This window comes from Flavobacterium azizsancarii, from assembly GCF_027980145.1.
In the GTDB taxonomy this organism is placed as follows: domain Bacteria; phylum Bacteroidota; class Bacteroidia; order Flavobacteriales; family Flavobacteriaceae; genus Flavobacterium; species Flavobacterium azizsancarii.
Genome location: NZ_JAMZNK010000014.1, coordinates 33,072 through 58,932, shown reverse-complemented (window position 1 = coordinate 58,932; position 25,861 = coordinate 33,072). Strand labels below are relative to the sequence as shown.

The following is a 25,861-nucleotide window of genomic DNA, read 5'->3' as shown; positions in this document are numbered from 1 at the left end:
TTGAACTATGACTGAAAACTAATACTCCATCTCCCCCACAAAAGTCACTATCGATTTTGCGGGAATTTCGAGATTATCGATTTTCTGGCTATTTCCTCTTTTTAAATTTGAAGTATCAGAAGTTGTATAAGGCGTAAATACATCATTTTTTATTACTCCTTTCGATAAGTCAAACTTGTATTTTTGGGCTGATTTCCCACAATTTATGGCAACTACGATTAGCTTTTTGTTTTCGACATCTTTGTAAGCGGTTAACATTACATCTTTTGCAGCCTCAAGATCATTTTGGTTGGGAATATCGACTCTCAGCATTCCTGGACGTACGAACAAAGAATAATTTCCTAAAGCCCAAAGCAATTTTGAATCGTGAAATTCACCGTCATTCTTCACATAATCCGGCGCTGTTCCTCCGTTGCTTTTGCCATCGTCGAGATAAATCAAACCGTCTTTATAATCTACTCGGGTGATCGATGTCCACCATTGCCACGAAGCGGCATTGGCAACGGCAATATCATTATGAATCAAACGTGCTACAAACAAAGCGGTTTGCATTCCTAAATCCCTGCCTCCTCCTGAGCCTCCCGGAATCTCTGCTTCTCCGGGATTTTCTAAGATACAATATTCAGACTGCCAATATTTTAGTCCCGGATTTTGTTTAATGTTCGCTGCAATTAATTTTCGGCTTAAAACTTGTTTCTCGATTGGCCAGGTAGTAAAATAACTGTGTCCTAAAATAACGGTTTTTACATTCGGTAATTTTGAAACGTTTGTTTTTGTTTTTCCAAAGAAATAATCGATTTGCTTGTCGCGGTTTTCGTTATTTACATTTTCATATAAATAATCGATTTGGGCGGCTTCAGCAATGACGATTTCTGTACTCATTTTATTGGCTTTGAGTTTTCCTGAAAGTGATTTGGTCAAATCATAAATTTCCTGATTCGTAGCCGGAGTTCCTTCCTGGCTATTGGTATCGCCGTCTTTTGGCATCCACTCCCATTGTGGTTCATTAATTGGACTTATATAGTCAAATTTAATTCCTTCTTTCTTTTCCAAACCCTGAATACTTTGAACTAAAAAATCGGTAAATTTTGGAATTGCACCGTCTTTTAGATTCAGTTTATTCTTTTGACTTGCAAATGATAATCCGTTTCTGGTCATATAAACCGGCGGACTATTGGTAAAAATCAGGAATTTTTCGACACCACGTTTTTTCGCCGCTTGCAAAAACCATCTTTGTCCTTCTTGTTTATTGAAATCGTAAGTTCCGTCAGCTTGCAGAAAAGATTCACTTCTTCTCCATTGGTCTGAAACTTTACTTTTTTCGCCTTGTTCTGTGCTTCCTGATCCCAGATTAAATCTCCAGATCGAAAGCCCGATTCCTTTAGGATTTCCCTGTGCGTCAATTTCTTTACTAAAAAGCAAATCTGCCATAGCATTCTTTTTTTGATCCGGCCAATTTTTACCTACAAACTGGCATCTCCAGGCATCAGAACCACCAAAACCATCCATGGTTTGCACTACATTATCCGTGCTAATGGTTACGGTTCGCTGTGCATATGACAGCGAACCCATGACCAATAAAAGCGAGATGTATACTTTTCTCATTTATTCTTTTTGTTTTTCAACCGCTAGCGCGCTAAGTTTTTGCAAGGTTCGCAAAGTTTATTATCAGTTTTGCGAACTTTTGCGGTCTTTCTTTGTGTCCTTGCGGTTAATTTTTACTCTTATTTATAACTCCCCACATAAGTCACAATTGACCTGGCCGGAATTTCAAAATTAGTAGCCTCTACAGCAGTTCCTTTTTTCAAACTCAAGGCGTCAGAAGTTGTATAAGGCGTTAGTTTATTATCTGTTAAAGCACCACCTGAAAGATTCATTTTATAGGCTTTTCCCGATTTGCCAACGTTAACTGCTACAACTACTAATTTTTTTGTTGCGGCATCTTTGTATGCAGTTATCATTACACCATTCACCGAAGTGGCATTATCTACGCTTGGAACCTGAACTCTTACCATTCCTGGTTTTACGAAAAACGAGAAGTTTCCTAAAGCCCAAAGTGTTTTAGCATCTCTGACATAACCGTCGTTTTTGCAATAATCCGCATTTCCTGCTCCGTTGCTTGAACCGTCATCAACATGAATTAATCCGTCTTTATAATCTCCACGGCTAATCGCCGTCCACCATTGCCATGACGAAACTCCCCCAACAGCAATGTCAGTGCTAATAATACGTGCAGTCCAAAGTGCGGTCTGAATCCCAAGATCCCTTCCCGGACCTGCTCCACCCGGTAATTCAGTTGTTCCCGGAGTTTCTAAAACACAATACTCTGATGACCAAAGGCTTAAACCTGCCACTGATTGCGTTTTTGTTCCAGCCAATTGTCTTGAATATACCAATTCTGTCAAAGGCCATGCCTGCCAATAGCTGTGTCCTGAAATGGTTTTCTTTACGTTGGGTAATCCTGCAATATTTTTAGCCGAATTTACCCCAAAGAAATAATCGATTTGATTCGATCTGCTTTCTTTACCTGAAACGGTTTTATATAAATGCTCGTAAGCGGCTGTTTCTCCTACTACAATCTCAGAACTCAATCCTTTTGACTGTAATTTTGGAGATAAAACTTTTACAAAACTGTAGATATTAGTATTGGTTGCCGGCGAACCCTCTTGTCCTGAACCGTCCCATTCGTATTGTGGCTCATTAAACGGAGATACATAATCGATTGTTAAACCTTGCTCTGATTTTAGTTTATCTAAAGAAGTGGTCCAGAAATCAGCTAAATCTGACCATTTTCCATCTTTTAGATTATAAAACTCTTTAATCGATGCATGTGCTTTTCCGTTTTGTGTTAAATACACCGGCGCACTGTTGGCGAAAGCCAGCAATTTCTCTAAACCACGTTCTCTGGCTGCTTTCATAAACCAAACCTGACCGGCTTGTTTGTTCATATTATAGCTAATTCCATCAGTGGTAAAACATTCTGTACGTCGCCACTCATCTGTAATATCACTTGCTTCGCCTTGTTCTGCACTTCCTGAACCAAGATTGAAACGCCATAATGATAATCCAATTCCTTTTGGATTTCCTTCTGCATCAAGCTCCTTACTGAATAGTAAATCGGCGATTTTATTTTTTTTATCCGAAGGCCAATTTTTACCAATAAAATTACATTGCCACGCATCAGAAGCGCCAAAGCTTTCCATCGTTTGAAGATTGGCATCCAGATTAATACTCAATTCAGCTGTAGTATTCTCAGTATCTGAATTTCCGTTGTTTTCTGAATCACAGCTTACTAAAAATAAGTTAGCTAAAAGTAAGCCTGCACATAGCAGACTTACTTTATTATTGTTTATTAATCTCATTTTAATAATTAGGGTTTTGAGTTATTACTCCTCCACTTAAATCAATTTCTAACTGTGGTATTGGCCACAATAAGTGTTTTGCAGGATTAAAATTGATTCCTTTATCCTGAGGTTCCCTTAAATTGGTTGTTTCATAAGGATCTGTAGAACTTAGATTGTATTGTACAAAAGTTCCGTTAGGCCCCATTAAGGATTCGATAACCGGTCTTCCTGTATTGGGATCTTTTTCACGACGGATGTCAAACAAACGCAATCCTTCGAAAGCCAGTTCCAGACGACGTTCTTTGTAGATTTGTCGCAGTAATGTTGGTCCTGATAATCCAGTTTTAGGATCCAATTTTACACGGGCTCTGATAATATTGATATCTCCCAAAGCATCTGCTCCAGTATGATAACTTGCTTCTGCTCTAGTTAAATACATCTCTGCCAAACGAATCAACGGAATATTCAATGGTAAATGATTGTCTTTTTTATCTAACGCACGGCGCGTAGCTACAGGGATATAATATTTACGAATAATACGTCCTGATTTATTATCATTTAAACTGAATTTATGGGTCGGGTTTAAAACCTCATCACCGTAAGCGGCTTCTCCCCATTTTGTAATGGTACTTCTGCGGCGAATTATATCATTTTCAGAAAGGTAGGCATTTTCAAGATCGCTGGTTGGCATACACCATCCCCATCCATCAAGAACATCCTTGGTATCATTACTTGGAAAATTTTTCTTGTCTTCTCCTCTGGCCCCTGCCAAAGTTGGTAAAGCAGCTCCCAAATCTTTGTCTTGTACAGATGAAGATTGCGCTTCTAAAATAGATTCAACACCGTTATGATTGTTCACATTCCAGATATTAATGAAATCCGTTTCTAAAGCAAAAGGCCCTTCTGTAATTACTTTGTTGGAGTACAATCTGGCTTCTGCCCATTTTTCCTGAAATAAGGAAACACGTGCCAATAAAGCATAAGCCGCCCATTTATTGATTCTTCCGTTTCTTGCTACGGGAGTATTTTCTAATTTTGAAGCAGATTCTTTAAGATCAGCTTCAATTTGAGCGTAAACTTCTACAGCAGGACTGCGTTGGAGTTTTAAATCTGCGGTTCCAAGTGATTTTGTATACAAAGGAATCGCTCCAAAAAGGTTCACTAATTCATAATAACAATACGCACGAACAAATAAGGATTCGCCCATATACTGATTTTTCTGAGCATCAGAAATTGGCGAAACCGCCATTTTCTCTAAACCAATATTTGCCGATTGAATGGTGTAATAATGCGCTGTATAAATACTGTTCATATCTCCCATATTATCCGGTGTAATCAAATATTGCGAAGCTGGTCTGTGTGCACTATTATCCTGTCCTGTGTTTCCCATCCAGGCATCATCGGTAGACATTTCGTTGGTCACTCTTGGTGCAACCAAAGCATACCAATCCTTTGCCAGTAATAATCTTTGTGTTAATTCATTGGCATAGTTTTCACATTCCTGTGCGGTCTTAAAGTAGTTTTCTAAAGTTTGAGTTCCTCTTTGGTCTTTTTCAATAAAATCACTGCATGAAACTGCAATTAGAGAAAAAGCTAGTATTGATAATATCGTTTTTTTCATGTTGTTTTTTATTAAAATGCTACATTAAGTCCCATCAAAATGGTTGGCTGAACCGGATAATTCCATCCTCCAAAACCTGACCCTTTCACTCTGTCATCTTTTTTCTCATCACCACCTGCAACTTCAGGATCTACTCCGGTATATTTTGTCCAGGTCCATAAGTTCTGTCCTGACAATGAGATTCTCAATTTATCTAAACCAAATTTATTGTAGAATGAAAATCCAAACTGTAAATTTTTCATGCGAACAAAAGATCCATCTTCAACATAAAAAGAAGAGAATTTTGTGAAATTTTCATTGTTATCGTCTTTAGACAAACGCGGAACGTAATTGGAAGTTCCTTCGCCATGCCATGCCATTTGCTCTAATCCGCTTACTTTATTTGTTAAGCTTGCACCGTTGTATAAATCTTTAATGTTTTCGTTGACGATATCATTGCCAATACTTGAATAGAAATTCGCTACCAAATCAAATTGCTTGTAGGCAAAAGTCAGATTTAGACCAACATTATAATCTGCCCATGGAGAACCAATTTTTGTACGGTCTTTATCGTCTATTTTTCCGTCACCGTTCACATCTTTAAAACGGATATCCCCAACCTGAGCATACGGCTGTAATTTTGTTCCGTGCTCGTCTGTATGAGCATTCAATTGTGTTTGATTCTGGAATAATCCGTCCGCTACATATCCGTAAAAATATCCTGGTTGTTCCCCTTTTACGGTCAATGTTCTGTTTCCTGCTCCGTAAAGTCTTTCTCCTTCAGAGGACAATGAAAGCATTTCTACGTTTACTGTGGTAAAAGTTACATCTACTCCATAACTAAAGTCTCCTTTTTTGTCTTTATATGAAACCAACAAATCGATACCGCTGGATTGCATTGAACCTACGTTTGTCCAGATTGTCGAATAATCAGGAAAACCACTATAGGTTGGAAATTGTTTTTTGAACAACATATCATTTGTTTTCTTTTGATAGTACTCTAAAGATCCTGAAAGTTTGTTTTTCCAGAATCCAAAATCAAGTCCAAAACTGATATCTTCAACAGTTTCCCATTTAATGTCTTTGTTTGCCATTGAGGACGGGAATGAAGTATCTGCAATAATACCTCCTATTGGATAAAATCCCTGCCCTATATTCGATTGATAAACCGCTGCAGGTAAACCCTGATTACCTACTTTACCCCAACCTGCCCTGAATCTTAAATCACTTAATACCTCTTTTGCAGGTTCCATAAATCCTTCGTTTAAAATTCTCCATGAAACAGAAGCGGAAGGGAAATTTGCCCATTTGTTATTGGTCATGAATTTAGAAGAACCATCACGTCTGAAAGTCCCTGTGAAATAATATTTATTGTCATAGTTATAAGAAAAACGCGAAATGTAAGACATCAATGAATTCGACCAGCTGTTTCCCTTACTATTACGGTTTTTGGTAGCAGCATTTACTTCTCGCATCTCTTCTGAATTGTTAGGAACACCTTCTCCGTATCCCCAAAGATCATTGCCATTGTACTCTTCCATGGTGTTACCAATCATTAAAGAGGCATTGTGCTTCCCGGCAAATGATCTGGTATAAGTAGCAGTATTTTGCCATGTCCAGTCTACATTTGTCGTGTTTGTTCTTTCTACACTATTAATCTCCGCTTTTTCATGCGCTGCATCAATTACAAAATCAGGTTTGAAAATGCTTTGTGTTTTATCTCCCACTTCAATAGAAGCCTGCGTACGAATCACCAACCCTTTGATAGGCTGATATTGTAAATATCCATTTGTATTTAAGTTGTACTGATCTGTAAAATCATCATAACGTTTTACGGCTGCAACAGGATTCCAAACATAAGACGGAGAACGTGCATAAATGCTGTATTCATTTTCTAAACCAGTTAATTGATCTGCCGGCTTATAAATTGGCGTAATTGGATCAATTTTATCAAAATCAGCCCAGTTATTAGGAGCGCCCCAAGTTTCATAACGAGGATTTAAGGTAATTCCCGCGGAGAATTTATCTGAGAATTTAAAATCATTATTGATTCTCATCGTGATTCTTTCCCATCCACCAACTTCATAAATAGATTCTGAGTTATAATAGTTTAAACTTATCGAATAGGTATGTGTGTCAGAACCCCCGCTAACTCCAAGCGAAGCATTGGTTACAGGTGCACCGGACTTGATTCCCGCTTTCCACCAGTCTGTCGTTTTTCCATTGTACTGAGACGGGTTTGGCAAATAATCAGCATAACCTGAATTATTATATGCCTTATTGATAATGGTAGCGTAGCTTTGGGCATTGGCCATATTATAAGGATTGTTCATAATTTGCATACCCGAGCTCATATCAAAATTGAATCTGGTTTTTCCTGCTTTACCTTTTTTGGTCGTAATCAAAATAACTCCGTTAGAAGCACGTGAACCGTAAATAGCACTTGCAGAGGCATCTTTTAGAACCTCCATAGACTCGATTTCGTTGTTGCTTAAAAAGTTAATGCTTGTTCCCATCGGAATTCCATCAATCACATAAAGCGGATCTGTACTAAGATTTACAGTCGAGATACCGCGAATTAAAACTCTTGGCTGCGCTCCCGGACCACCTTGTCCTGTAACCTGAACCCCCGCAACTTTACCTTGCAAAGATTCGGCAACATTACCTACAGTCATCGTTTGAAGTTCTTTTCCTTTTATCGAAGAAATAGAACTGGTTACATCGCTCTTTTTTACGGCAGCATAACCTACCACAACAATCTCATCAAGAACCTGACTGGATTCCTCAAGGGTAATATTAAGAACTGTTTTGTCCCCAACAGCAACTGTTTTATTGGCAAAACCAATAAAAGAAAATTCAATCTGAGCATTATTACTAGGAACAGAGATGGTGAAATTACCATCGAAATCTGTAGCTCCTGTTGTAGCAGTTCCTTTTACTGCTACGTTCACTCCCGGAATTGGCACATTGCCTTTATCCTTAACAGTTCCTTTTACTGTTATTTGTCCAAATGTTGCGACGCTGCACAACAGGACAATAAATAACCATATAAATCTATATTTCATCTTACGATATTTTTTAATTAAATGTTATAGCACTATAACAACTATTTTTTTGTGATAAAGACTCTCTCCAATTCCGTATCCAACACTACTTTGTAAACTCCCGGAGCTGCCGGATATTTACCGTTTCCGTTTTCTCCCGGTGACATTGTAGCAATACCATTTTTGATTAATCTCCAGGACGGACTCCACCATTGACCGGTAAAAGTCGCTTCCATAGTACCTGTCAAAGTATACTCTCCAACTAATTGGTACGGGTTATTTGGGTTATTAGCCAGGTGTAATCCTGTCTGAGCCCATGCTGTCCAGGTATCCCAGTCAGCCCCCTGAATTCCGGCCCCGCAAACACTCACAAAAGGTTTTCTTTTTGCTTCTTCGTCATGCCATAATCCGTTAGCAACATCAGCCCAGACTTTGCTTGAAGGCGTATATTTGGTTGCAGTATATTTTAGGGTATTCGGATTTACTTTGATTACATAATATCCTTTGGTTGGTAAAATAATTGGTGTCGAAGCAACATCATCCACTAATTCTCCTAAAGGATTTAATCCAAAACAATGAGGGGCGAAATCAGATTCCTGACCTAAGAAATAAATTTCCTTATTGTCTTTATCCGTATAATATTTAAATTCGAAATCTTGTCCGTTTTTATCATGAAAATACATGGGTACACCCACTGCATCAGTAGTAAGGTTAGTGCCTTTTGGCTGATCGCACAGATAAATTGCCGGATATTCATTTGTAGCAACAACATTTACGTTTAATGTTCCTGTATTTGGAATCGCAAATTTGTCTTTCGCCGTAATGGTTAATACATAATTATCAGCCGTTACAGGTAATGTGTAGATTTTACTAAAGCTATACGATTGAGGCGCATCTGTTAATTGCACTTTTTCGTCGATACCTAAAGCAGCACATTGAATTTGAATATAATCGATTCCTGAATCGTCATTTACAACAAAATTCACAGGCATTTTATTACTGGTCGACAATAAAATTACGGCTCCTTCTTTTGGAGTAATCATGGTGATAGATGGTGCAGCAAATTCTCCGTCAAGACGTAAATTGATCTCTTCATCAATTGCATTACCTGACACATCGGTAATAGTCAGTTTTATTTTGAAAGCTTCTGAGGTTCCTTTGTTAGCAGGAACTTCGAAGAAATAGCTCAAATCATACTTTGTCAGTAAGGGATCTGTTGCAAAAGCAATGACTTTATCCAATGCTAATTCCGGGATTTGAATTCTCACGCTTTGTAATCCCAAATCATCAGCCAAAGCGGCTTTAATTTCAAATTTTCTACTTGGTGCTCCGTAAATTTCCTTTGTTGATACAACAACAGTAGGATTATCAGAACTTGGAAAACCAGATTCATTATTTTGACATCCAGTAAGGACAGCAAAAACAGCAAGAAAAAATAAAAATACATTTTTTTTCATTTTTTGATTTTTAAGGTTGGTTAGTTAGTTTATTCTAAAAGTGATCGTGGTATTAATCATGAAGGTTACTTTGTGTGGTTATTATTGCTTCTGCATTTAGGGAAAACAGAATAACATTGATTATCTGATTCTTTTCATATTATTGGGTTTGGTTAATGGTTTTATAATTAGTAAATGTGATAATGTCATAATGTGTCAATTAGATAATTTGATAATAAAAACTGTGCTAATTTTTTAATTGACAAATTGAACAACTACATTAATTATCTAATTGAATAACTCTTTATTTTAAACCCGCAGCCTTCACTGCGGGTTTGATAAGTATGTAGGTAAAACCAACTCTTACTAACCTATTTTAAAGAAGGCTCAATTCCTTAAAAAGACAAAACTTATCTTAAAACAAAAACACTTATTCAATGAATAGTAAACCACTTAAATGATTAACTATCACTGCAAAGAAATGTCTAATTAACACTTTTAAGGAGGGGTAAAATGGAAAAAAAAGGAGGTCAAAATTGTAATTAACTATTATTTTGGATTAAAAATTAAGGAGTACAAAAAAATAACTACTTATTTTTGAATTATATGCAATCACGAAATAAAACAGCATCTTCAATTCTAAAACGTTTGCGGTTTCTTTGAGTACCTCTTTATCATACCGAGAGTTCTGTTGTCATCTTCGATCGAAGGGAGACTCGATAGCGGACAGACAAAGTAAATCGCATTACAAATTCAGCAAAGAGAATCGTCAGTTTTTGTGGAATTACGAGTGTGATTTACTTTGTCTGTTCGCTATCGGCTCGAGTCTCTCTTCGGTCGAAATGAACAAGATTGTGATCAAATCTTGTCGAAATGAAATATTAAACGAAAACATTCTTATGAACATGATTTCCCTAGCCCCGATAGAAGTGGAAATCCTTTTGTTCCGGGTTTCGGAACAAAAGATTGGAGCAGATAGCTGGATTAGCTCCTGAAAAAAAAGATTTTGTTTTATCATAGAAATCGAAATGACAAGATTGGGTATTTGAAATGCGTAGAATGAATTAATTCATTTAAAAAAACATGAAATTGATTTTCATTATCGCTATCAAAAATGACAACATTATTATTTAATAACATTAAGATCCGAGTTGAAAGAACTCTTGTATTTTTTTATGTATTCTGAAGGTGTCATTCCAAAGAGTTTTACAAACTGCTGTCTGAAATATTTAGGATCTTCAAAGCCAACTTCGGCACTAGCCTGAGTAATATTGATATCTTCAGTAAGCATTAACATTGCCGCTCTTCGAATTCTAACCGAACGAATAAAAGCATTTAAAGTCTGTCCGGAGATGATTTTAATTTTTGTGTATAACGTTCTATGGCTCATGCCCATTTCAAGGGCAAAGTTTTTAATCGTAAAATCTCTTTTATGAATGTTGGCTTCTACAATATCAATACACTTTTTCAGGATTTCCTGATATTCCTGTGGTACTTTTTGAGTGTTTTCTTTAAGCGTTATGCTATCTAAGAAATAAGTACGCAAATTGCTTCGGTTTCTTAATAATGATTCTACCCTAGCGACTAATATATCATCATCAAAAGGTTTGGTAATATAATCATCAGCCCCGTCGTTGATTCCCTGAAGATGGGTTTCCGGATTTTTTGATGCCGTTAATAAAATAACCGGAATATGGGATAATGCATTATTTTCCTTTATTTTTCGACACAATTCCAAGCCGTCCATTTCTTCCATTGTGATGTCGCTAATAACCAAATCGGGCATGTGCTTATTGGTGAGCCTTAAACCTTCTTCTCCGTTCTGAGCACTGTAAACGATATAAGAATCTGAAAACAGTTTGATAAGATAAGCTCTTATTTCAACATTATCATCAATAATTAAAACCGTTCGTTTTTCAGTAAGCATAATTTTCTGGAAATCCTGCTCTGAAATCGAAGTATTCGAAAGCTGAATACTCTCTTCTGAATCATCGATCATTAATTCATCAAATAATTGACTTCGTTGCGGAACTTCATTTGTAATCTCAATATTATCAAAATGACTGTCTCCTTTAAGGAACGTCAGTTTAAAAATACTTCCTTTGCCTATTTCACTGCTACAGCTTACAGTTCCTTTGTGTTTGTCTACAAAATATTTAACAATATAAAGTCCAATTCCAAAACCTGTACCTATTGAAACTTTTGATTTTACTTGTTTGAATTTTTCAAAAATTACCTCAATATCTTTTTGGTCGATTCCGTCTCCGTTATCCGAAATTTCTAAGTAAATTTCGTGATCGTTTTCCGTTAGTCTAAGATTTATTTCTCCGCCAATTGGTGTGTACTTAAAAGCATTGGACATTAAATTGAACAACGAAATTTCGATTTTTTCATAATCGCCAATGATCACAATTTCATGATCCGGAATCAGAAAATGATATCGAATACTTTTATCTTTTGCCTGATTGACAAAACATTGGTACACTTCATTGCAAAGGTTATTAACATTTATAGGCGATAATCTCAATGAATCTGCATCATTTTCGGCTTTTCTAAAAAGCAATAGCTGATCTACCAGACTCAAAAGTCTTCTGGCATTTCTATGCGCAATCGCCAAATCACTTCCCGAAGATCCGTTTTCGACACTTTCTTTCTGAACCGCTTTTTTCAAAGGATTTATAATCAACGAAAGCGGCGTTCTAAACTCATGAGAGATATAGGTAAACATAGAGGACTGTTTCTCTGCAATTTCTTTTTCTTTCTTGCTTTCGAGTTCGGCTATTTTAACTTTGTATTTTAGTTTTTCTTTGTTTTTATTGTATTGCAGATATGCAAAAACGGCTCCTATACCTGCTAATAAATACAAAGAATAGGCCCACCAGGTTCTGTACCATGGTGGTAAAACTTCAATAGTAATGAGGCTGACTTCTTTGTTCCAGCCTCCTTTAAAATTGGTTGTTTTTACTTTAAAAGTATATTTTCCTTCCGTTAATCGGGCATAATTGGCTTTTCGGGCCTGACCCACATAATTCCATTGCTCATCCCAGCCTTCTAGGTAATAGGCATAATTGATTTTGTCGGCATTATTATAGTCCAGAGCTACAAACTCAAGCGATAATGTAGTTTGATCATATGGCAGGCTCACTTTTTTAATTTTACCCGAATCCCATTCTAAGTTACTTTTGCTTTCTTCTATGGGTTGATTGTTGACATAAAAATCAGATAACAATATATTATTCTTCTGATTGAATCCTTTTATTGCTTCAGGAAAAAAGGCATTAAAACCATTTATTCCTCCAAACAAAAATTCTCCTGTAGAGAGTTTAAGTCCGGCGTTAAAACTAAACTGATTGCTTTGCAAGCCATCGTTGACAGAGAAATTACGAAATGTTTTTCTCTTTTTATCGTATCTACAAATACCATTGTAGGTACTTATCCAGAGATTTCCTTCTTTATCTTCCAGCAACCTTAATACTGTATTAGAAGGCAAGCCGTCGTCTATTGTTAACCTTTTGAAAGTAGTTGTTTTTCGGTCAAACAATAATAATCCGCCTTCCTGAGTTCCTAGCCAAAGGTTTTTATCCCTGTCTTCGTGAATATATCTTACAGGATTTCCAATGGAAATTGTACTTATTTTTCGGGTTGCTTTTTCGATAGAAAATAATGACGTATAATTTCCTGCCCACAATTTTCCGTCACTGGTTTCAGTAATACATTGCAAATTCGTAACCGACGGATCAAAAAGTGTAAAACTGTTTTTTTGCCTGTCAAAGAGATATAAGGCCCCCTCATTTGTAGCGCTTGCCCAGATATTCGCCTGTGAATCTTTGTAAACAAACCAGATATTTTTCTCTATGTGTTTTGTAGTGGGATTATAACAGGAATATGATGTTACCGAATTGTTCTTTGGATTAATTTTATTTACACCGCCTGCCCAGGTCGAAACCCAGATATCATTATTTTGATCCCGTACAATGCTGGTAATAAATTTACTGGAGAGCTTATTACTGTAATTGGTATATGTATTGTTTTTTCGGTCCCAATATTTTAATCCTGCACCATCTGTACCCACCCATACATTGTTTTTTTCGTCTTCGCAAAATGACAAAATAAAGTTTTCAACCTGATCTTTTGAGTTGTATTTTATATTTTTAAAATATTTAGGCGTATTGCTGAGCATACTTATCCCTCCGCGCAATGAGCCAAACCATTTATTACCTGATCTGTCTTCGTATAAACTCCAGACGGAGTTGCTTTTTGCAAGCTCGTTGTCTTTTATCGCATTAGCCGGAACTGCTTTTTTATTTGTACCAATAACTTTGTAAATTCCTGAACCGTCTGTTGCAATCCAGATTTCTTTCTTTCTGTCTACCAGAAGATCTGTTACATTGCATTTTGTCGAAAAATAATTCTCAGAAAGCACTCCTGATTTGGTATTAAACAGAAAAAGTCCTTCATCTGTTCCCAGTAATAAATTCCCATCAGCAGCCAGTTTCATTGCTTTTACTTCTTTAGAAAGCGGAAAAACGACTTTCAAATTTTTAGATTTATAGTTATAACTGCAAACCCCTACATTTTTAATATAGATCCAGGCATGATTATTTTTTTTATCATCCTGAATCGCTATGGCGTCATAAGCATTAACTGTGATGCGATTTCCCGGAATATTTAGCGCAATATGTTTCCCGACAAAAGAACCATTTTCGAAAGCTAATAACCCTAAGCTCTGAGAGGCAATCAAAACCAAATTATCAGAAACAGCACGCATCTGATGAATAATATCCTTTAAAATAACTGCTTTTTTATTAGAAATGGTGTATTGTACAGGATGAAATGTTGCAGTAGTTTTATTGTAAATGCAAACACCGTTTGAACCTCCTACCCATATATTATTTTTAGCATCTCCTTCGATATTATAAACTGTATTGAAGAACAGTGATTTTTTATCATTGATTCGGTTACGAAAAACTTTAAAACTATAACCATCATAACGATTTAATCCGTCATAAGTTCCAAACCACATATAACCGTTGTTGTCCTGAAAAATTGTAGTTATAGAATTGTTCGACAAACCATCAGAAATATCAAGGAATTTGACTGGATTATCCTGAGCATAACTTAATGGAGGAAAACCAAATAGTAGTATAAAAAGAGGAACTAAATACTTCAAAATAAAAACTGTTTTTTTGATCTTGCGTTAGCAGTACAATTATAAGCTAATTTTATCTATATTTCATAACAAACAATCTACAAAAAATACTTTCAGCGCAATGCTTATAGGATTTTATCGATGCTCTTTACTTTTAATAAACTAATCCCTACGTGAAAAAAAGAAATACCACAAACGCGCAAATATTTACTTAAAAAGAATGCCACGAAGACGCTAAGACACTAAGAATTTTAACAGGTTAGATGCCACAAAGGCAGTAAGGCACAAAGATTCCCTATTTAGCTTTGGCTAAAAAAAAGTATGCCACGAAGGAACTAAGACACAAAGTCTTAAATCATAAAGATTGTAAAAAAAACTTTGTGCCTTCGCGTCTTCGTGGCAAGAAAAAAAAACTTTGTGTCCTAGTGCCTTTGTTGCAAAACCTTGCAGTAAAAAAACTTTGTGTCTTAGCGTCTTCGTGGCAAAACCTAACAATAAAAAAACTTAGTGGTTAAATCTTAACCACATTTAGAGGAACCGCAATCACTGCAAGTAAGACATCCTTCCTGATAAATAAGATTACTTGAGTTGCAATTGCTGCATTTCTGTCCGCGGGCTTCAGTTCCGTCTACGATATAGCGTTTCAGTGCACGTGATACACCATTTTTCCAGGTATTAATAGATTCACTGTCTAATTGCAAACTGCCAATTAGCTCCACCACTTTATCAATTGGCATTCCGTGTCGTAATGTACTTGATATTAGTTTGGCATAATTCCAATATTCCGGATTAAATTTATGAGAAAGCCCTTCGATAGTGGTTTTATAACCTCGGGTATTTTTATATTGAAAATCGTAACGGGTATTTCCGTCTTCATTTTTATTCTTGATAATTAGTCCCTCAGTAACCCAACGCGGAATCAAAATACCGTCTTCATCATCTACCAAACCTGTAAAAATTTCATAAGGCCTGCCTTCCAGTAATCCAATAAAAGCGATCCATTTGTCTTTACTATTTTGAAAACGAACGACATCAGCCTCTAATACCTGAGGACGCTTGGCAGAAAAAACACTTGTTTGTATTTCTGAAGTTTCTTCTTTCTTTTCTGTATTGGCAATCAAAACCCCGGAGCGTGAACCATCACGATAAACAGTAACGCCTTTACATCCTGCCTCCCATGCTTCCATATACAACTTATTCACCATTTCTTCAGGAGTTTCATTCGGAACATTAATAGTAACCGAAATAGAGTGATCGACCCATTTCTGGATTTTGCCCTGCATTCTTACTTTGCTCAGCCAATCAATATCATTACTTGTTGCTTTATAATAAGGTGATTTTTCTACCAATACATCAATTTCTTGCTGACTGTAATTTCTCGAAGTATCATATCCGTTAATAAGCATCCACTCCTTAAATCTGTGATGAAATACCACATATTCTTCCCAACTGTCTCCTACTTCGTCTACAAAATCAACGCGTGCATCTCTATCATTTGGGTTTACTTTTCTTCTGCGTTTGTAAACCGGCAGAAAAACTGGTTCTATACCTGAGGTCGTCTGGGTCATTAAACTTGTTGTACCCGTTGGCGCAATTGTTAATAAAGCAATATTTCGGCGTCCGTACTGCTGCATTTCATTATACAGCTCAGTATCAGCTTCTTTTAATCGAAGTAAAAACGGATTATTTTTTTCTCTTTTAGCATCATAAATAGCAAACATTCCCCGTTGTTTAGCCAAATTCACAGACCCACGGTAGGCTTCTATTGCGAGTGTCTTTTGTATTTTTTCAGCAAACAAAACACCTTCATCACTTCCGTAACGCAAACCTAGTGCTGCCAGCATATCTCCTTCGGCAGTAATCCCAATTCCAGTACGGCGTCCTTCATTTGCTTTATGTTTGATGTTTAACCAAAGATTTTTCTCGACTAGTTTTACTTCTTCGCTTTCCGGATCCTGATTGATTTTTTCTAAAATGGCATCAATCTTCTCGAGTTCCAGATCAATAATATCATCCATTATTCTTTGGGCTGCCGCAACGTGTTTTTTGAAAAGCTCAAAGTCAAAAGAAGCTTTTTGGGTAAACGAATCATTAACATACGAAAACAGGTTTATAGCCAGCAAACGACAAGAATCGTAAGCACAAAGCGGGATTTCGCCACACGGGTTTGTCGATAAGGTTTTATATCCTAAATCAGCATAACAGTCCGGTAATGATTCATTTATGATGGTATCCCAGAATAAAATTCCGGGTTCTGCTGATTTCCAGGCATTATGAATAATTTTATTCCAAAGTTCTTTTGCTTTAATTTCTTTGGAATACAATGGATTATCACTAAATATGGGATATTTTTGTTCGTATAAAGCATCTTGTTTTACTGCTTTCATAAACAAATCATCAATTCGAACAGATACATTGGCTCCGGTCACTTTTCCCTGCTCCATTTTGGCATCAATAAAATCGGCGGCATCGGGATGATTTACAGAAACGGAAAGCATTAAAGCACCTCGACGACCATCCTGCGCTACTTCACGTGTTGAATTGGAATAGCGTTCCATAAACGGCACCAATCCTGTAGAGGTCAATGCTGAATTTTTAACCGGCGAACCTTTCGGGCGAATGTGCGACAAATCATGACCTACTCCTCCTCTTCTTTTCATGAGCTGGACTTGTTCCTGATCTGTTTTCATAATGCCGCCATAGGAATCTGAATTGTCATTACCTATCACAAAACAATTAGACAATGAGGCCACCTGAAACGGATTTCCAATACCAGTCATCGGGCTTCCCTGTGGCACCAGGTATTTAAAATCTTTGATCAGATCAAAAACTTCTTTTTCTGTAAGCGGATCTGCATATTTATTTTCGATTCGCACAATTTCTGATGCAATACGACGGTGCATATCATCAGGTGATTTTTCAAAAATATTACCCTGAGAATCTTTAAGAGCATACTTGCTTACCCAAACTGTTGCCGCCAGACTGTCTCCTTTAAAATATTCTAAAGAGGCCTGAATCGCTTCATCCTGAGTGTAAATAATTGTTTCATTTTTTGCAGCTAATAATTCATCCATGATTATAATATTTTGAAGTTTTTTACGAGTTGTAAATTTAGAACCAAATAAACTCTAAAAAAAATGAAATGTAAAAAGTTTACAAAAAAGATACATTAAAACCTTAAATATCAATTAATTAAAATTTTACAAACACACAAAAGTTATCAAATAAATATATTTATGTAAAAACATTAACAGAAAATATGACAAAAATCATTGAATAATAAAAACGCAATCAATGCGTTAAACAAAAACATTAAAAGACAAAATTTCTTACTTATTTTAAACCATTGTTTTATAATTAAGAGTTTTAGTAAATCATACCTTTCTTTTTTCATATTATACATTTTCAAGTAATTAAAATACCCTCAAATAGTACGTAACTTTTTGAGGGTAATTCTAAATGTAACGGAAGGTATTTTATAAATTACTTCCAGTATTAATGAGTACTGTCTTTTTATTCCGATTTTCTAAAATGCTTCTAAAGGCAACCATCAACAATGATATCATACCGAACCCCATTCCTGCCCAGGGAATATTACTAATCGTACTTTGCGAAATAATCCAGCCTCCAACGGCTGTACCAAGAAATACACCGAGATTTCCAAATGAGGTTGCCAGACTATTCGCAAACTCAAGAGATTTTGGTGCCGCCGAAATCATATAAGCCGATGCGTTTAAAAAACATGGCGCATAAAAAAATCCCCAAAGAGCAACAACAAGTATAGTTATCCAGACGCTGTCTGCGGAATAAATAAGTATTACCGGAATAATTACAGTTCCCAAAAGAAAAAAGGCAACTGTTTTTGTTATACTTCTCGTTAGCATTTTTCCGGAGAGCCAATTAGAGAAAACGCCAACAACGCCAAACAAAAGCAAAAGATAACTAATGGCCGCCATGTCTACTTCTCTGGTTTTTATCAAATAATCAGCAAAATAACTATAAGTAGAAAACCACGATGCAATCATGAAAAAATTCATTGCAGTACTTAAAACAAAGGATTTATCTTTTAGAATTTTAACCTGGCTTCCGTATGTTTTTTTCTCTGGTATTTCTCCCCCAGGCATAATCCTGAAAATTGTAAATAATGCTAGTACACTTACGAGCGCCTGAACAAAAAATGAAATCTGCCACGTAAAAATACTTGCTAGATAGGTAGCAAACGGCACGGTTGTAACCATTGCCAATGCGATTCCGCCAAGAACAATTCCCATTAACTGATTCTCCTGGCTTTTTTCTCCAGACGCTACGGCGGCGGCAATTGCAGTGGCGATATAAACCGGCTGCAGAAAGGCAGGTAACATTCGAACAATCATCAAAAGCCAAAAAGGCGGTGAAAACGCAGAAACGACAGTTGATAGCAAAAAGATAAAAATAGTGGTGAGCATGATCTTTTTTCTGTCAAAACCCGAAAATAGCAAGGTCATAAACGGACCGGTAAGCGCAATAACAAGTGCAAAAGCACTCAACAGATACGCTGCCTTATCGATTGTAATTTCGTAATAAACGGCAATTTGCGGCAAAATTCCAATTATTCCAAATTCAGTCGTTATGATGCCTATCATCCCAAGGCAACCCACGTATGCAATTTTTTTATTTAGCTTCATTACTTCCAGAATTTAGAAATGAATAAATCGCGTTTTTGATTTTTTGTTGCTGAATGGGTATTTCTATTGTTGCTTTTACTATAATAAGAGAGAACGGGTATTTAAACATATTTGTAACTATTTTGATTAGGGTTGCAAAACTACATTGAGTAGCCTAATTTTGTACCGCATACATCCCAATGTAGGGTACTAACAAAAAAGTAAGTAATGGCAAAAAGAAAAGAAACATCTACAAATACAGAGAACAGAAACTATATCACCTCCTGCGACCTGACTTATGCAGTTTGCCTTGTGGGCGGGCGATGGAAACTGTTGATATTATGCAAACTTGAAAAAGGAAAATTGAGATTTGGAGAATTAAGAAACCAAATATGCAACATTACAGAGCGCATGCTTACTTTGCAATTGCGCGAATTAGAACGAGACGGAATGGTAAAACGTACTGTTTATGCCGAAGTACCGCCCAGAGTAGAATACGAACTTACTGAAATTAGCCTGAAACTAGTACCAATCTGGGGCTTAATAAGCAATTGGGGAGCCGAACACAGAGAAACGATGCTTCAAAAAAATACTGCCGAAGCAGAAAACTTAATAGAACAGCAATAAAAGAAGCGAATCTCTATAATAAAAAAACCACTCTAAAAAGAGTGGCTTTTACTTCTTTGTTCTTCAAAAAGCAATAAAGGCTAAAATAGTTATGAAACTTTAGCCATTAATTCTTCAATTTTAGATGCTGAAATTATCGGATTTGCGCCCGGAGACGAAGCTACTAAAGCGCCTATTGCGCAAGCAAAATCAATGGAGGACTGAGGATCTTTTCCTGTAAGTAACCAGCTGGTTAATGCCGCCAAAAATGAGTCGCCTGCTCCTACTGTATCGGCCACTTCTACAGGATAACCTTCGTTATCATAGAGTTTACCTTCCCACAATAACAAAGCCCCGTGTTTTCCTTTGGTTACACATATCCCAGTTGCTTTTGTTTTGTCTGCAACAAAATGCATGTTCTCTTCCAAACTGGTAAAAGGAGAATGCATAGCTGCGGCTATTTCCAACAATTCTTCATCATTGAACTTTATAAAATTAGCCGAATGCATTAACTGGTCTAAGGTTTCATAGGAATAATGGGGTTTTCTTAAATTCACATCAAAAACCTTGTACACATCTGTTTGCAACAATTCTTCCAGAGATTCCCTGGAGACTTCGTCTCTGCAGACCAAACTTCCGTAAATTAAAACATCAGCATCAGCAACGACTTTTTTTGCAAAATCATTCAGCACAATTTTATCCCAGGCAGATGGATAAGCAATTTCATAGGTAGCAGAACCACGCTCGTTTAATGTTACATTTACTAATCCTGTCGGGAAATTTTCTGATTGCATAATCGCATTGGTTTCAAGTCCCATGCTTTTTACCTGATCTATTATGGCGTCTCCGTCTTGATCATTACCTACACAACTAATCATGGCTACCTCGCAACCTAAAGTTTTCATTCGTAAAGCTACGTTTAATGGTGCACCTCCAATCTTTTTTACATGATCAAAAACATCCCAAAGTACTTCTCCATAAGCTACAGCTTTAAGTTTTTTTCCGTTATTCATTCTAAAACTATTTTTACATTATTGTTATTCCGAGTGTGTAATCTCAAGGCTAGAGACAGTAAAAACTAACCTTCAGATTACTACAATCTACTTTTGTATCTTTCGCAAATGCGATTTTTTAAATTCATTTTTACGTTATTGTAAGATACAATAATACTTTTCAACCTCTTTATTGTTTCACAAAAAATTAATAACCTGGATTTTGTTTGTATACTCCCTGGCTAAAATTAATTTGCTTCAACGGAATTGGGCAATATTCCTCTTTATGCGCATCAAAAAAGGCATCCTGATAATAGGTGCGCTTTGTTTTTTCTTCGGTATAAAATTTATTCATCACTTCATCAGTTACACCCCAGCGAACTAAATCGAAGAAACGATTTCCTTCCATAGCCAATTCTAAACGGCGCTCCCAACGCAATGCTTTTCGGGCAAAATCCTGTGTCCAGTTGCAATTGTTTCCGTCAACGTAAGTATTGATTTTAAAGTTTTTTGCATACGGCAATCGTCCTGTACTTTGCGCTGCACGTTCTCTGATCTGATTAATTAATGGCAAGGCTTCTGATTGTCTTCCTAATTCAATCAAAGCTTCGGCGCGCATTAAAATCACATCGGCATAACGAATCTGAATTCTGTTTTTCGAGTTTCCATAAAACGGATCAATATTCACCACACAACTACAGCTTGGTGCTACATTTTCTTTTAATGAGGCAAAATAACCATACGTTCCCGGAGATCTAACCCAGGCTTCAACATAAAGAAATTCAGGATCGTATTTATAAGGCAATCCCGGCATCGCAACAGTATGATACAATCTTGGATCAACCGTATTGGCATCTCTGTTTTTATAATCAAAATCCTGATCGTTATAAGTATCAAATTCAGGTAAACCATTTGCTCCGGTTTTAAAGGCGTTTACTAAGTTTTGACTTGGCTTATGAAAATCGCAGCATCCTAAACCTTGTGGAGTTGAAAGTACATCGGAGAAATTTAATCTTCCGTATAAAGTTCCGTCGTTGTCTGAAAACTGAATTGAGAAGATCGATTCTGCTCCGTTTTCAAAATTACCAGGCAAGAAGTTATTGGCAAAATCAGGTTCTAAACTTGCTTTTCCAATTACTTTATCCGTAGCTGTAATTACTTCCTGTAAATGTTGTTGGTTGATTCCGGTAACTTTATACGTTTCATCTTGTGTATACGCCTGATACAAACGTGTTTTGGCTAAATAGGCATAAGCTGCTTTTTGAGTCGCACGACCTACTTGTGGCTGTGTTTCCGGCAAAGCGTCGGCTGCAGCCTGAAAATCTTCGGCAATTTTGTTCCAAAGTTCTTCGTTTGAAAGTGCTTTGTTGGAGATCGTTTTGTAATTTTCGACCGCAATATCTTCTGTAATATAAGGAACATTCCTGAACATAATTTTCAGCATAAAATAAAAATGGCCTCTCAAGAAACGCATTTCAGCCATACGTGTTTTTTTCAACGGAAAATCAGCTTCTGATATTTGTTCTAATGCTTTCAAGGCTTTATTCGTTCTGGAAACCCCAACATAACTGATGTACCAGAAATTGTCTAATTCACCAAAATCAGGTCGGATATTATTAGACACTTCGAAAAAGTGAAAATCCTGAAGATCATTAGTTCCGCTTCCGCCTTTGTAAGCATCATCAGAACGCACATTCCCAAAAGGCCATAAACTATAAGGCGAATCATAATGATCATTTCCTAATTGTGCATAGGCCGCATTCATAAATCCTTCTACTGATTGCGGTGTCACAATATCTTCTTCTGAAAGTACGCCACGAGGGTCATTCTCCAGAAAATCAGAACAGGAACCCAACATTCCAAGTACTAAAAAAGCAGTTATATATACTAATTTTTTCATGTTTTTTGATTTAAGCTTTTATTATAAAGTAAAATTAAGACCAGCCGTAAAAGTCGTTGGCTGCGGATATCCAAATCCTGCATTTTCAGGATCTACACCAGTAAAACTTTTGGCATCAATGATCAGTAAATTTTGACCGCTGATGTACAATCTAAAGCTATCGAAATTCATTTTTTTCAACAGATCTTTTGGTAAACTGTATCCTACCTGCAAGACACGAAGTTTAAGATAGTTTCCGTTTTCTACATAATAAGTCGAAAATCTTGATTCTGCATTCCTGTCTACAGTAGTTAAGGCAGGAATAGTAGAATTAGGATTATCAACAGACCAGGCGTTTAATAAACGTGTTCCTTTATTAGAACCTACGTCATCTACGCTCCAGAAATCAGTTTGGTATTTTGTATTATTTATGACATCAACATCACTTGCTCCTTCCCAGAAAGTGGTAAAATCCCAGTTTTTATACCCTAATCCCAAATTAAAACCATACGTCAATCCCGGATTTGGATTTCCTATCCAGGTACGGTCTTTATCTGTAATAACTCCGTCTTCGTTTAAATCTTTGTAACGAATTCTTCCTAGGCCTTTTCCTTCCTGAGTGGCCGAGTTATCTACTTCGCCCTGACTTTTAAAGAGTCCGTCAGCTACATAACCGTACATTGAGTTAATTGGACGACCTAAGATATTATCGTCAAGTCCATCTCCTCCGTAGCTATTTCGTACTTCATCAGGCAATTTTGTAATCTTGTTTTTATTGGCTGAAACATTCGCCGAAATATCATATTTAAGTCCAAATGAGGTTTCGTCATGGTATCCTAAACTAACTTCCCAGCCTTCATTCTGCATCGAAGCACCGTTTACCCAACGATTTCCGCCTTCGCCAATTACACCTAAATAAGGTGGTAAAACCAGAATATCATCTGTTTTTTTGATGTAATAATCTACAGAACCGCTTAATTTTTGTTTGAATAATCCAAAATCTAAACCTATGTTGGTTTGCGTAGTGGTTTCCCATTTTAAATTATCATTTCCTGACTGAGTGGCAATAAAACCAGACGGAAGCAAACCGTTTCCGTTTCCTGCAATATCATAAGCTGTACCGTAAGAAGTAGCCCAAGTTGGACTTCCGCCTGCATAACTTGCCAAATACAAACTGTAAACCGCAGTATTACTGATTTCCTGATTTCCGGTTTGTCCCCAACCTGCTCTTAGTTTTAAATCAGAGAAAACAGGCGCATTATTTTTAATGAAATTTTCATTGCTGATTCTCCATCCTGCCGAAACTGCTGGAAAGGTTCCAAATTGATTGTTTTTTCCAAAACGGGATGATCCGTCACGACGAATCGTACCTGAAAGTAAATAACGGTTATCAAACTCATAATCTACTTTTCCAAAATATGACAGCAAAGAATAGGTTGTCGAAGTTCCGCTGGTAAACGATTCTCCAGTTCCAGCATCTGGATACATATAATCAGGAGTTTCTATCAAAAAGTCATTTTTACGTAAAGTTGTCGTATCATAAACATCTTTGTACATCTCTGTTCCTGCCATCAAATTCAGGTTGCTTTTTCCGAAATTCAAACTGTAAATGGCAGTATTCGTCCAAGTCCATTTATCACTTACCGACTGATCAATGGTTACTGATGACTGATCGTTTTTCAGATAACCTGATTGATAACTTCTTTGCAGCGTTCGTTTTTTATAAGATCCATAATCAATACCAAAACTACTTTTGATATGCAGATTTTTGATGATCTCTAAATCAGCATACATATTTCCGAAAAGACGCAAATAATCATATTTATTGTCTTTGTTATATTCTAAAAGTCGAACAGGATTTTGCCTGTCGTTCATTCCTCCTACTGGTCCTCCCCAGCCTTTTCCGTCTACAGTACGCACCGGAATTATCGGTAAAGCACGAAGCGCAGGATCAAGAACTCCTGGATCTGTAACCTCATTGGTACGCGTCATCGAGAAATTTTCTCCAATTACCAGTTTACCGTCAAAATATTTATAAGAACCATTCATTCTGGCAGAAATCCTTTCGAAATCAGTCGTTTTTACAACACCTTCGTTCCCATAATACCCCAAAGAAAAAACATAACTTCCTTTATCTGATGCATTAGAAACAGATAAATCATACGAATTCGCGATTCCGGTTTGCGAAATTGCATCGTACCAATCTGTATCCGAAGCTTTCAGGGTTTGATTCGCATCTAGATATTCAGGAATCAACACTTTGTTTAGTTGTGGTTTGTTATTGTTTACAGACCAGTCAAACTGATAACGTAAATTATTATTGTTTGGATTTAAGCCGTCGTTAATATTTGCCTGCCATAAAGCCTGACCAAATTGATTAGCATCTAATACTTCCTGTTTTCTGGAATAATTTGAAAAAGAAGTATAAGTGCTGAAATTAATTCTCATTTTACCCTCTTTTCCTTTTTTGGTAGTAATGATAATTACTCCGTTTGAAGCACGGGAACCGTAAATACTAGCCGATGAAGCGTCTTTTAAAACCTGAATCGATTCAATATCATTTGGATTTAATTCGTGCATTCCGGATTTTGTTGGCATTCCGTCAATTACATAAAGAGGGTCTGTGTTGTTTAAGGTTCCTACTCCACGAATCACAACTTTTGTATTAGCTCCGCTCGGAGAACCATCAGACGAAACTTTTACCCCTGCAACTCTTCCCTGCAGCGCTTTTATTGGGTTAGGCTCTGGTTGTGTCATGACTTCCTTCATGTTTACAACGGCCACGGCTCCTGTAATATCGGTTTTCTTTTGTTTGGAGTATCCCGTTACAACCACTTCATTGAGCTGGTTGTTGTCTACTTTTAAAGTAATATTGAATGTTTTTTGCCCTTTAACTTCAATCGATTGTGGGCTGTATCCGATAAAAGAAACGACAATCTTTGCATCTGAAGTTACCTCTTGAAAAGAGAAATTTCCATCAAAATCTGTTACTGTACTGGTATTTGTTCCCGCAATAAGTACCGTTGCTCCGGGAAGTGGCATTCCGTCGTCTGACGAAATTACTGTTCCCTTAATTCCTGTTTCCTGCGCGGTCATAACCAGCATTGGAAAGAAGAAAAATAGAAAATAAATGAGTTTGGTTTTCATAGTTAGTGGTTTTGGTTTTAA

The 25,861-nt window shown here is 36.7% G+C and carries 12 protein-coding genes; 1 reads left to right on the top strand and 11 read right to left on the bottom strand.

Annotation, left to right across the window (positions count from 1 at the left end; translation table 11 throughout):
* Positions 1-18: 18 nt before the first annotated feature.
* The 8 genes from NJT12_RS10855 to NJT12_RS10820 all read right to left on the bottom strand — a co-directional run bounded on the left by NJT12_RS10855 (position 19) and on the right by NJT12_RS10820 (position 19,237).
* Entirely contained in the window at positions 19-1,605 is a 1,587-nt protein-coding gene (locus tag NJT12_RS10855; RefSeq protein WP_271335923.1) for a glycoside hydrolase, read from the bottom strand.
* 119 nt (positions 1,606-1,724) lie between these two features.
* Positions 1,725-3,362: a glycoside hydrolase gene (locus NJT12_RS10850; RefSeq protein WP_271335922.1), complete on the bottom strand. Its 1,638-nt coding sequence runs from the start codon at positions 3,360-3,362 to the stop codon at positions 1,725-1,727.
* A gap of 1 nt (position 3,363) precedes the next feature.
* On the bottom strand, positions 3,364-4,965 hold the full coding sequence (locus NJT12_RS10845; RefSeq protein ID WP_271335921.1) for a RagB/SusD family nutrient uptake outer membrane protein: 1,602 nt from the start codon (positions 4,963-4,965) through the stop codon (positions 3,364-3,366).
* 11 nt (positions 4,966-4,976) lie between these two features.
* Positions 4,977-8,009 carry a SusC/RagA family TonB-linked outer membrane protein gene (locus tag NJT12_RS10840; protein ID WP_271335920.1) on the bottom strand — a complete coding sequence of 1,011 codons (3,033 nt, stop codon included), beginning with the start codon at positions 8,007-8,009 and terminating at the stop codon, positions 4,977-4,979.
* Positions 8,010-8,050: 41 nt separating this feature from the next.
* Entirely contained in the window at positions 8,051-9,445 is a 1,395-nt protein-coding gene (locus tag NJT12_RS10835; RefSeq protein WP_271335919.1) for a hypothetical protein, read from the bottom strand.
* Between the two features lie 1,105 nt (positions 9,446-10,550).
* Positions 10,551-14,594: a hybrid sensor histidine kinase/response regulator transcription factor gene (locus NJT12_RS10830; RefSeq protein ID WP_271335918.1), complete on the bottom strand. Its 4,044-nt coding sequence runs from the start codon at positions 14,592-14,594 to the stop codon at positions 10,551-10,553.
* A gap of 497 nt (positions 14,595-15,091) precedes the next feature.
* Positions 15,092-17,647: an adenosylcobalamin-dependent ribonucleoside-diphosphate reductase gene (locus NJT12_RS10825; protein ID WP_271335917.1), complete on the bottom strand. Its 2,556-nt coding sequence runs from the start codon at positions 17,645-17,647 to the stop codon at positions 15,092-15,094.
* A 402-nt stretch (positions 17,648-18,049) separates the two neighbouring features.
* Positions 18,050-19,237, bottom strand: a complete 1,188-nt coding sequence (locus tag NJT12_RS10820; protein WP_271335915.1) for an MFS transporter — start codon at positions 19,235-19,237, stop codon at positions 18,050-18,052.
* A gap of 207 nt (positions 19,238-19,444) precedes the next feature.
* Between NJT12_RS10820 and NJT12_RS10815 the strand changes: the two genes are divergently transcribed.
* The gene (locus NJT12_RS10815) at positions 19,445-19,843 is read left to right on the top strand and encodes a winged helix-turn-helix transcriptional regulator (protein WP_271335914.1); all 399 of its coding nucleotides are present in this window, start codon (positions 19,445-19,447) and stop codon (positions 19,841-19,843) included.
* Positions 19,844-19,932: 89 nt separating this feature from the next.
* On the opposite strand, the gene NJT12_RS10810 is transcribed toward NJT12_RS10815, so the two are convergent.
* The 3 genes from NJT12_RS10810 to NJT12_RS10800 all read right to left on the bottom strand — a co-directional run bounded on the left by NJT12_RS10810 (position 19,933) and on the right by NJT12_RS10800 (position 25,840).
* The gene (locus NJT12_RS10810) at positions 19,933-20,835 is read right to left on the bottom strand and encodes a carbohydrate kinase family protein (protein ID WP_271335913.1); all 903 of its coding nucleotides are present in this window, start codon (positions 20,833-20,835) and stop codon (positions 19,933-19,935) included.
* Between the two features lie 187 nt (positions 20,836-21,022).
* Positions 21,023-22,714, bottom strand: coding sequence for a RagB/SusD family nutrient uptake outer membrane protein (locus NJT12_RS10805; protein WP_271335912.1), 1,692 nt, complete (start codon positions 22,712-22,714; stop codon positions 21,023-21,025).
* A gap of 21 nt (positions 22,715-22,735) precedes the next feature.
* Positions 22,736-25,840, bottom strand: coding sequence for a SusC/RagA family TonB-linked outer membrane protein (locus NJT12_RS10800; RefSeq protein WP_271335911.1), 3,105 nt, complete (start codon positions 25,838-25,840; stop codon positions 22,736-22,738).
* Between the last annotated feature and the right edge of the window lie 21 nt (positions 25,841-25,861).

Coding starts and splice junctions, on each gene's coding strand:
- NJT12_RS10855 (WP_271335923.1), bottom strand. CDS start 1,605: ATGAGAAAAGTATACATCTCGCTTTTATTGGTCATGGGTTCGCTGTCA.
- NJT12_RS10850 (WP_271335922.1), bottom strand. CDS start 3,362: ATGAGATTAATAAACAATAATAAAGTAAGTCTGCTATGTGCAGGCTTA.
- NJT12_RS10845 (WP_271335921.1), bottom strand. CDS start 4,965: ATGAAAAAAACGATATTATCAATACTAGCTTTTTCTCTAATTGCAGTT.
- NJT12_RS10840 (WP_271335920.1), bottom strand. CDS start 8,009: ATGAAATATAGATTTATATGGTTATTTATTGTCCTGTTGTGCAGCGTC.
- NJT12_RS10835 (WP_271335919.1), bottom strand. CDS start 9,445: ATGAAAAAAAATGTATTTTTATTTTTTCTTGCTGTTTTTGCTGTCCTT.
- NJT12_RS10825 (WP_271335917.1), bottom strand. CDS start 17,647: ATGGATGAATTATTAGCTGCAAAAAATGAAACAATTATTTACACTCAG.
- NJT12_RS10820 (WP_271335915.1), bottom strand. CDS start 19,237: ATGAAGCTAAATAAAAAAATTGCATACGTGGGTTGCCTTGGGATGATA.
- NJT12_RS10815 (WP_271335914.1), top strand. CDS start 19,445: ATGGCAAAAAGAAAAGAAACATCTACAAATACAGAGAACAGAAACTAT.
- NJT12_RS10810 (WP_271335913.1), bottom strand. CDS start 20,835: ATGAATAACGGAAAAAAACTTAAAGCTGTAGCTTATGGAGAAGTACTT.
- NJT12_RS10805 (WP_271335912.1), bottom strand. CDS start 22,714: ATGAAAAAATTAGTATATATAACTGCTTTTTTAGTACTTGGAATGTTG.
- NJT12_RS10800 (WP_271335911.1), bottom strand. CDS start 25,840: ATGAAAACCAAACTCATTTATTTTCTATTTTTCTTCTTTCCAATGCTG.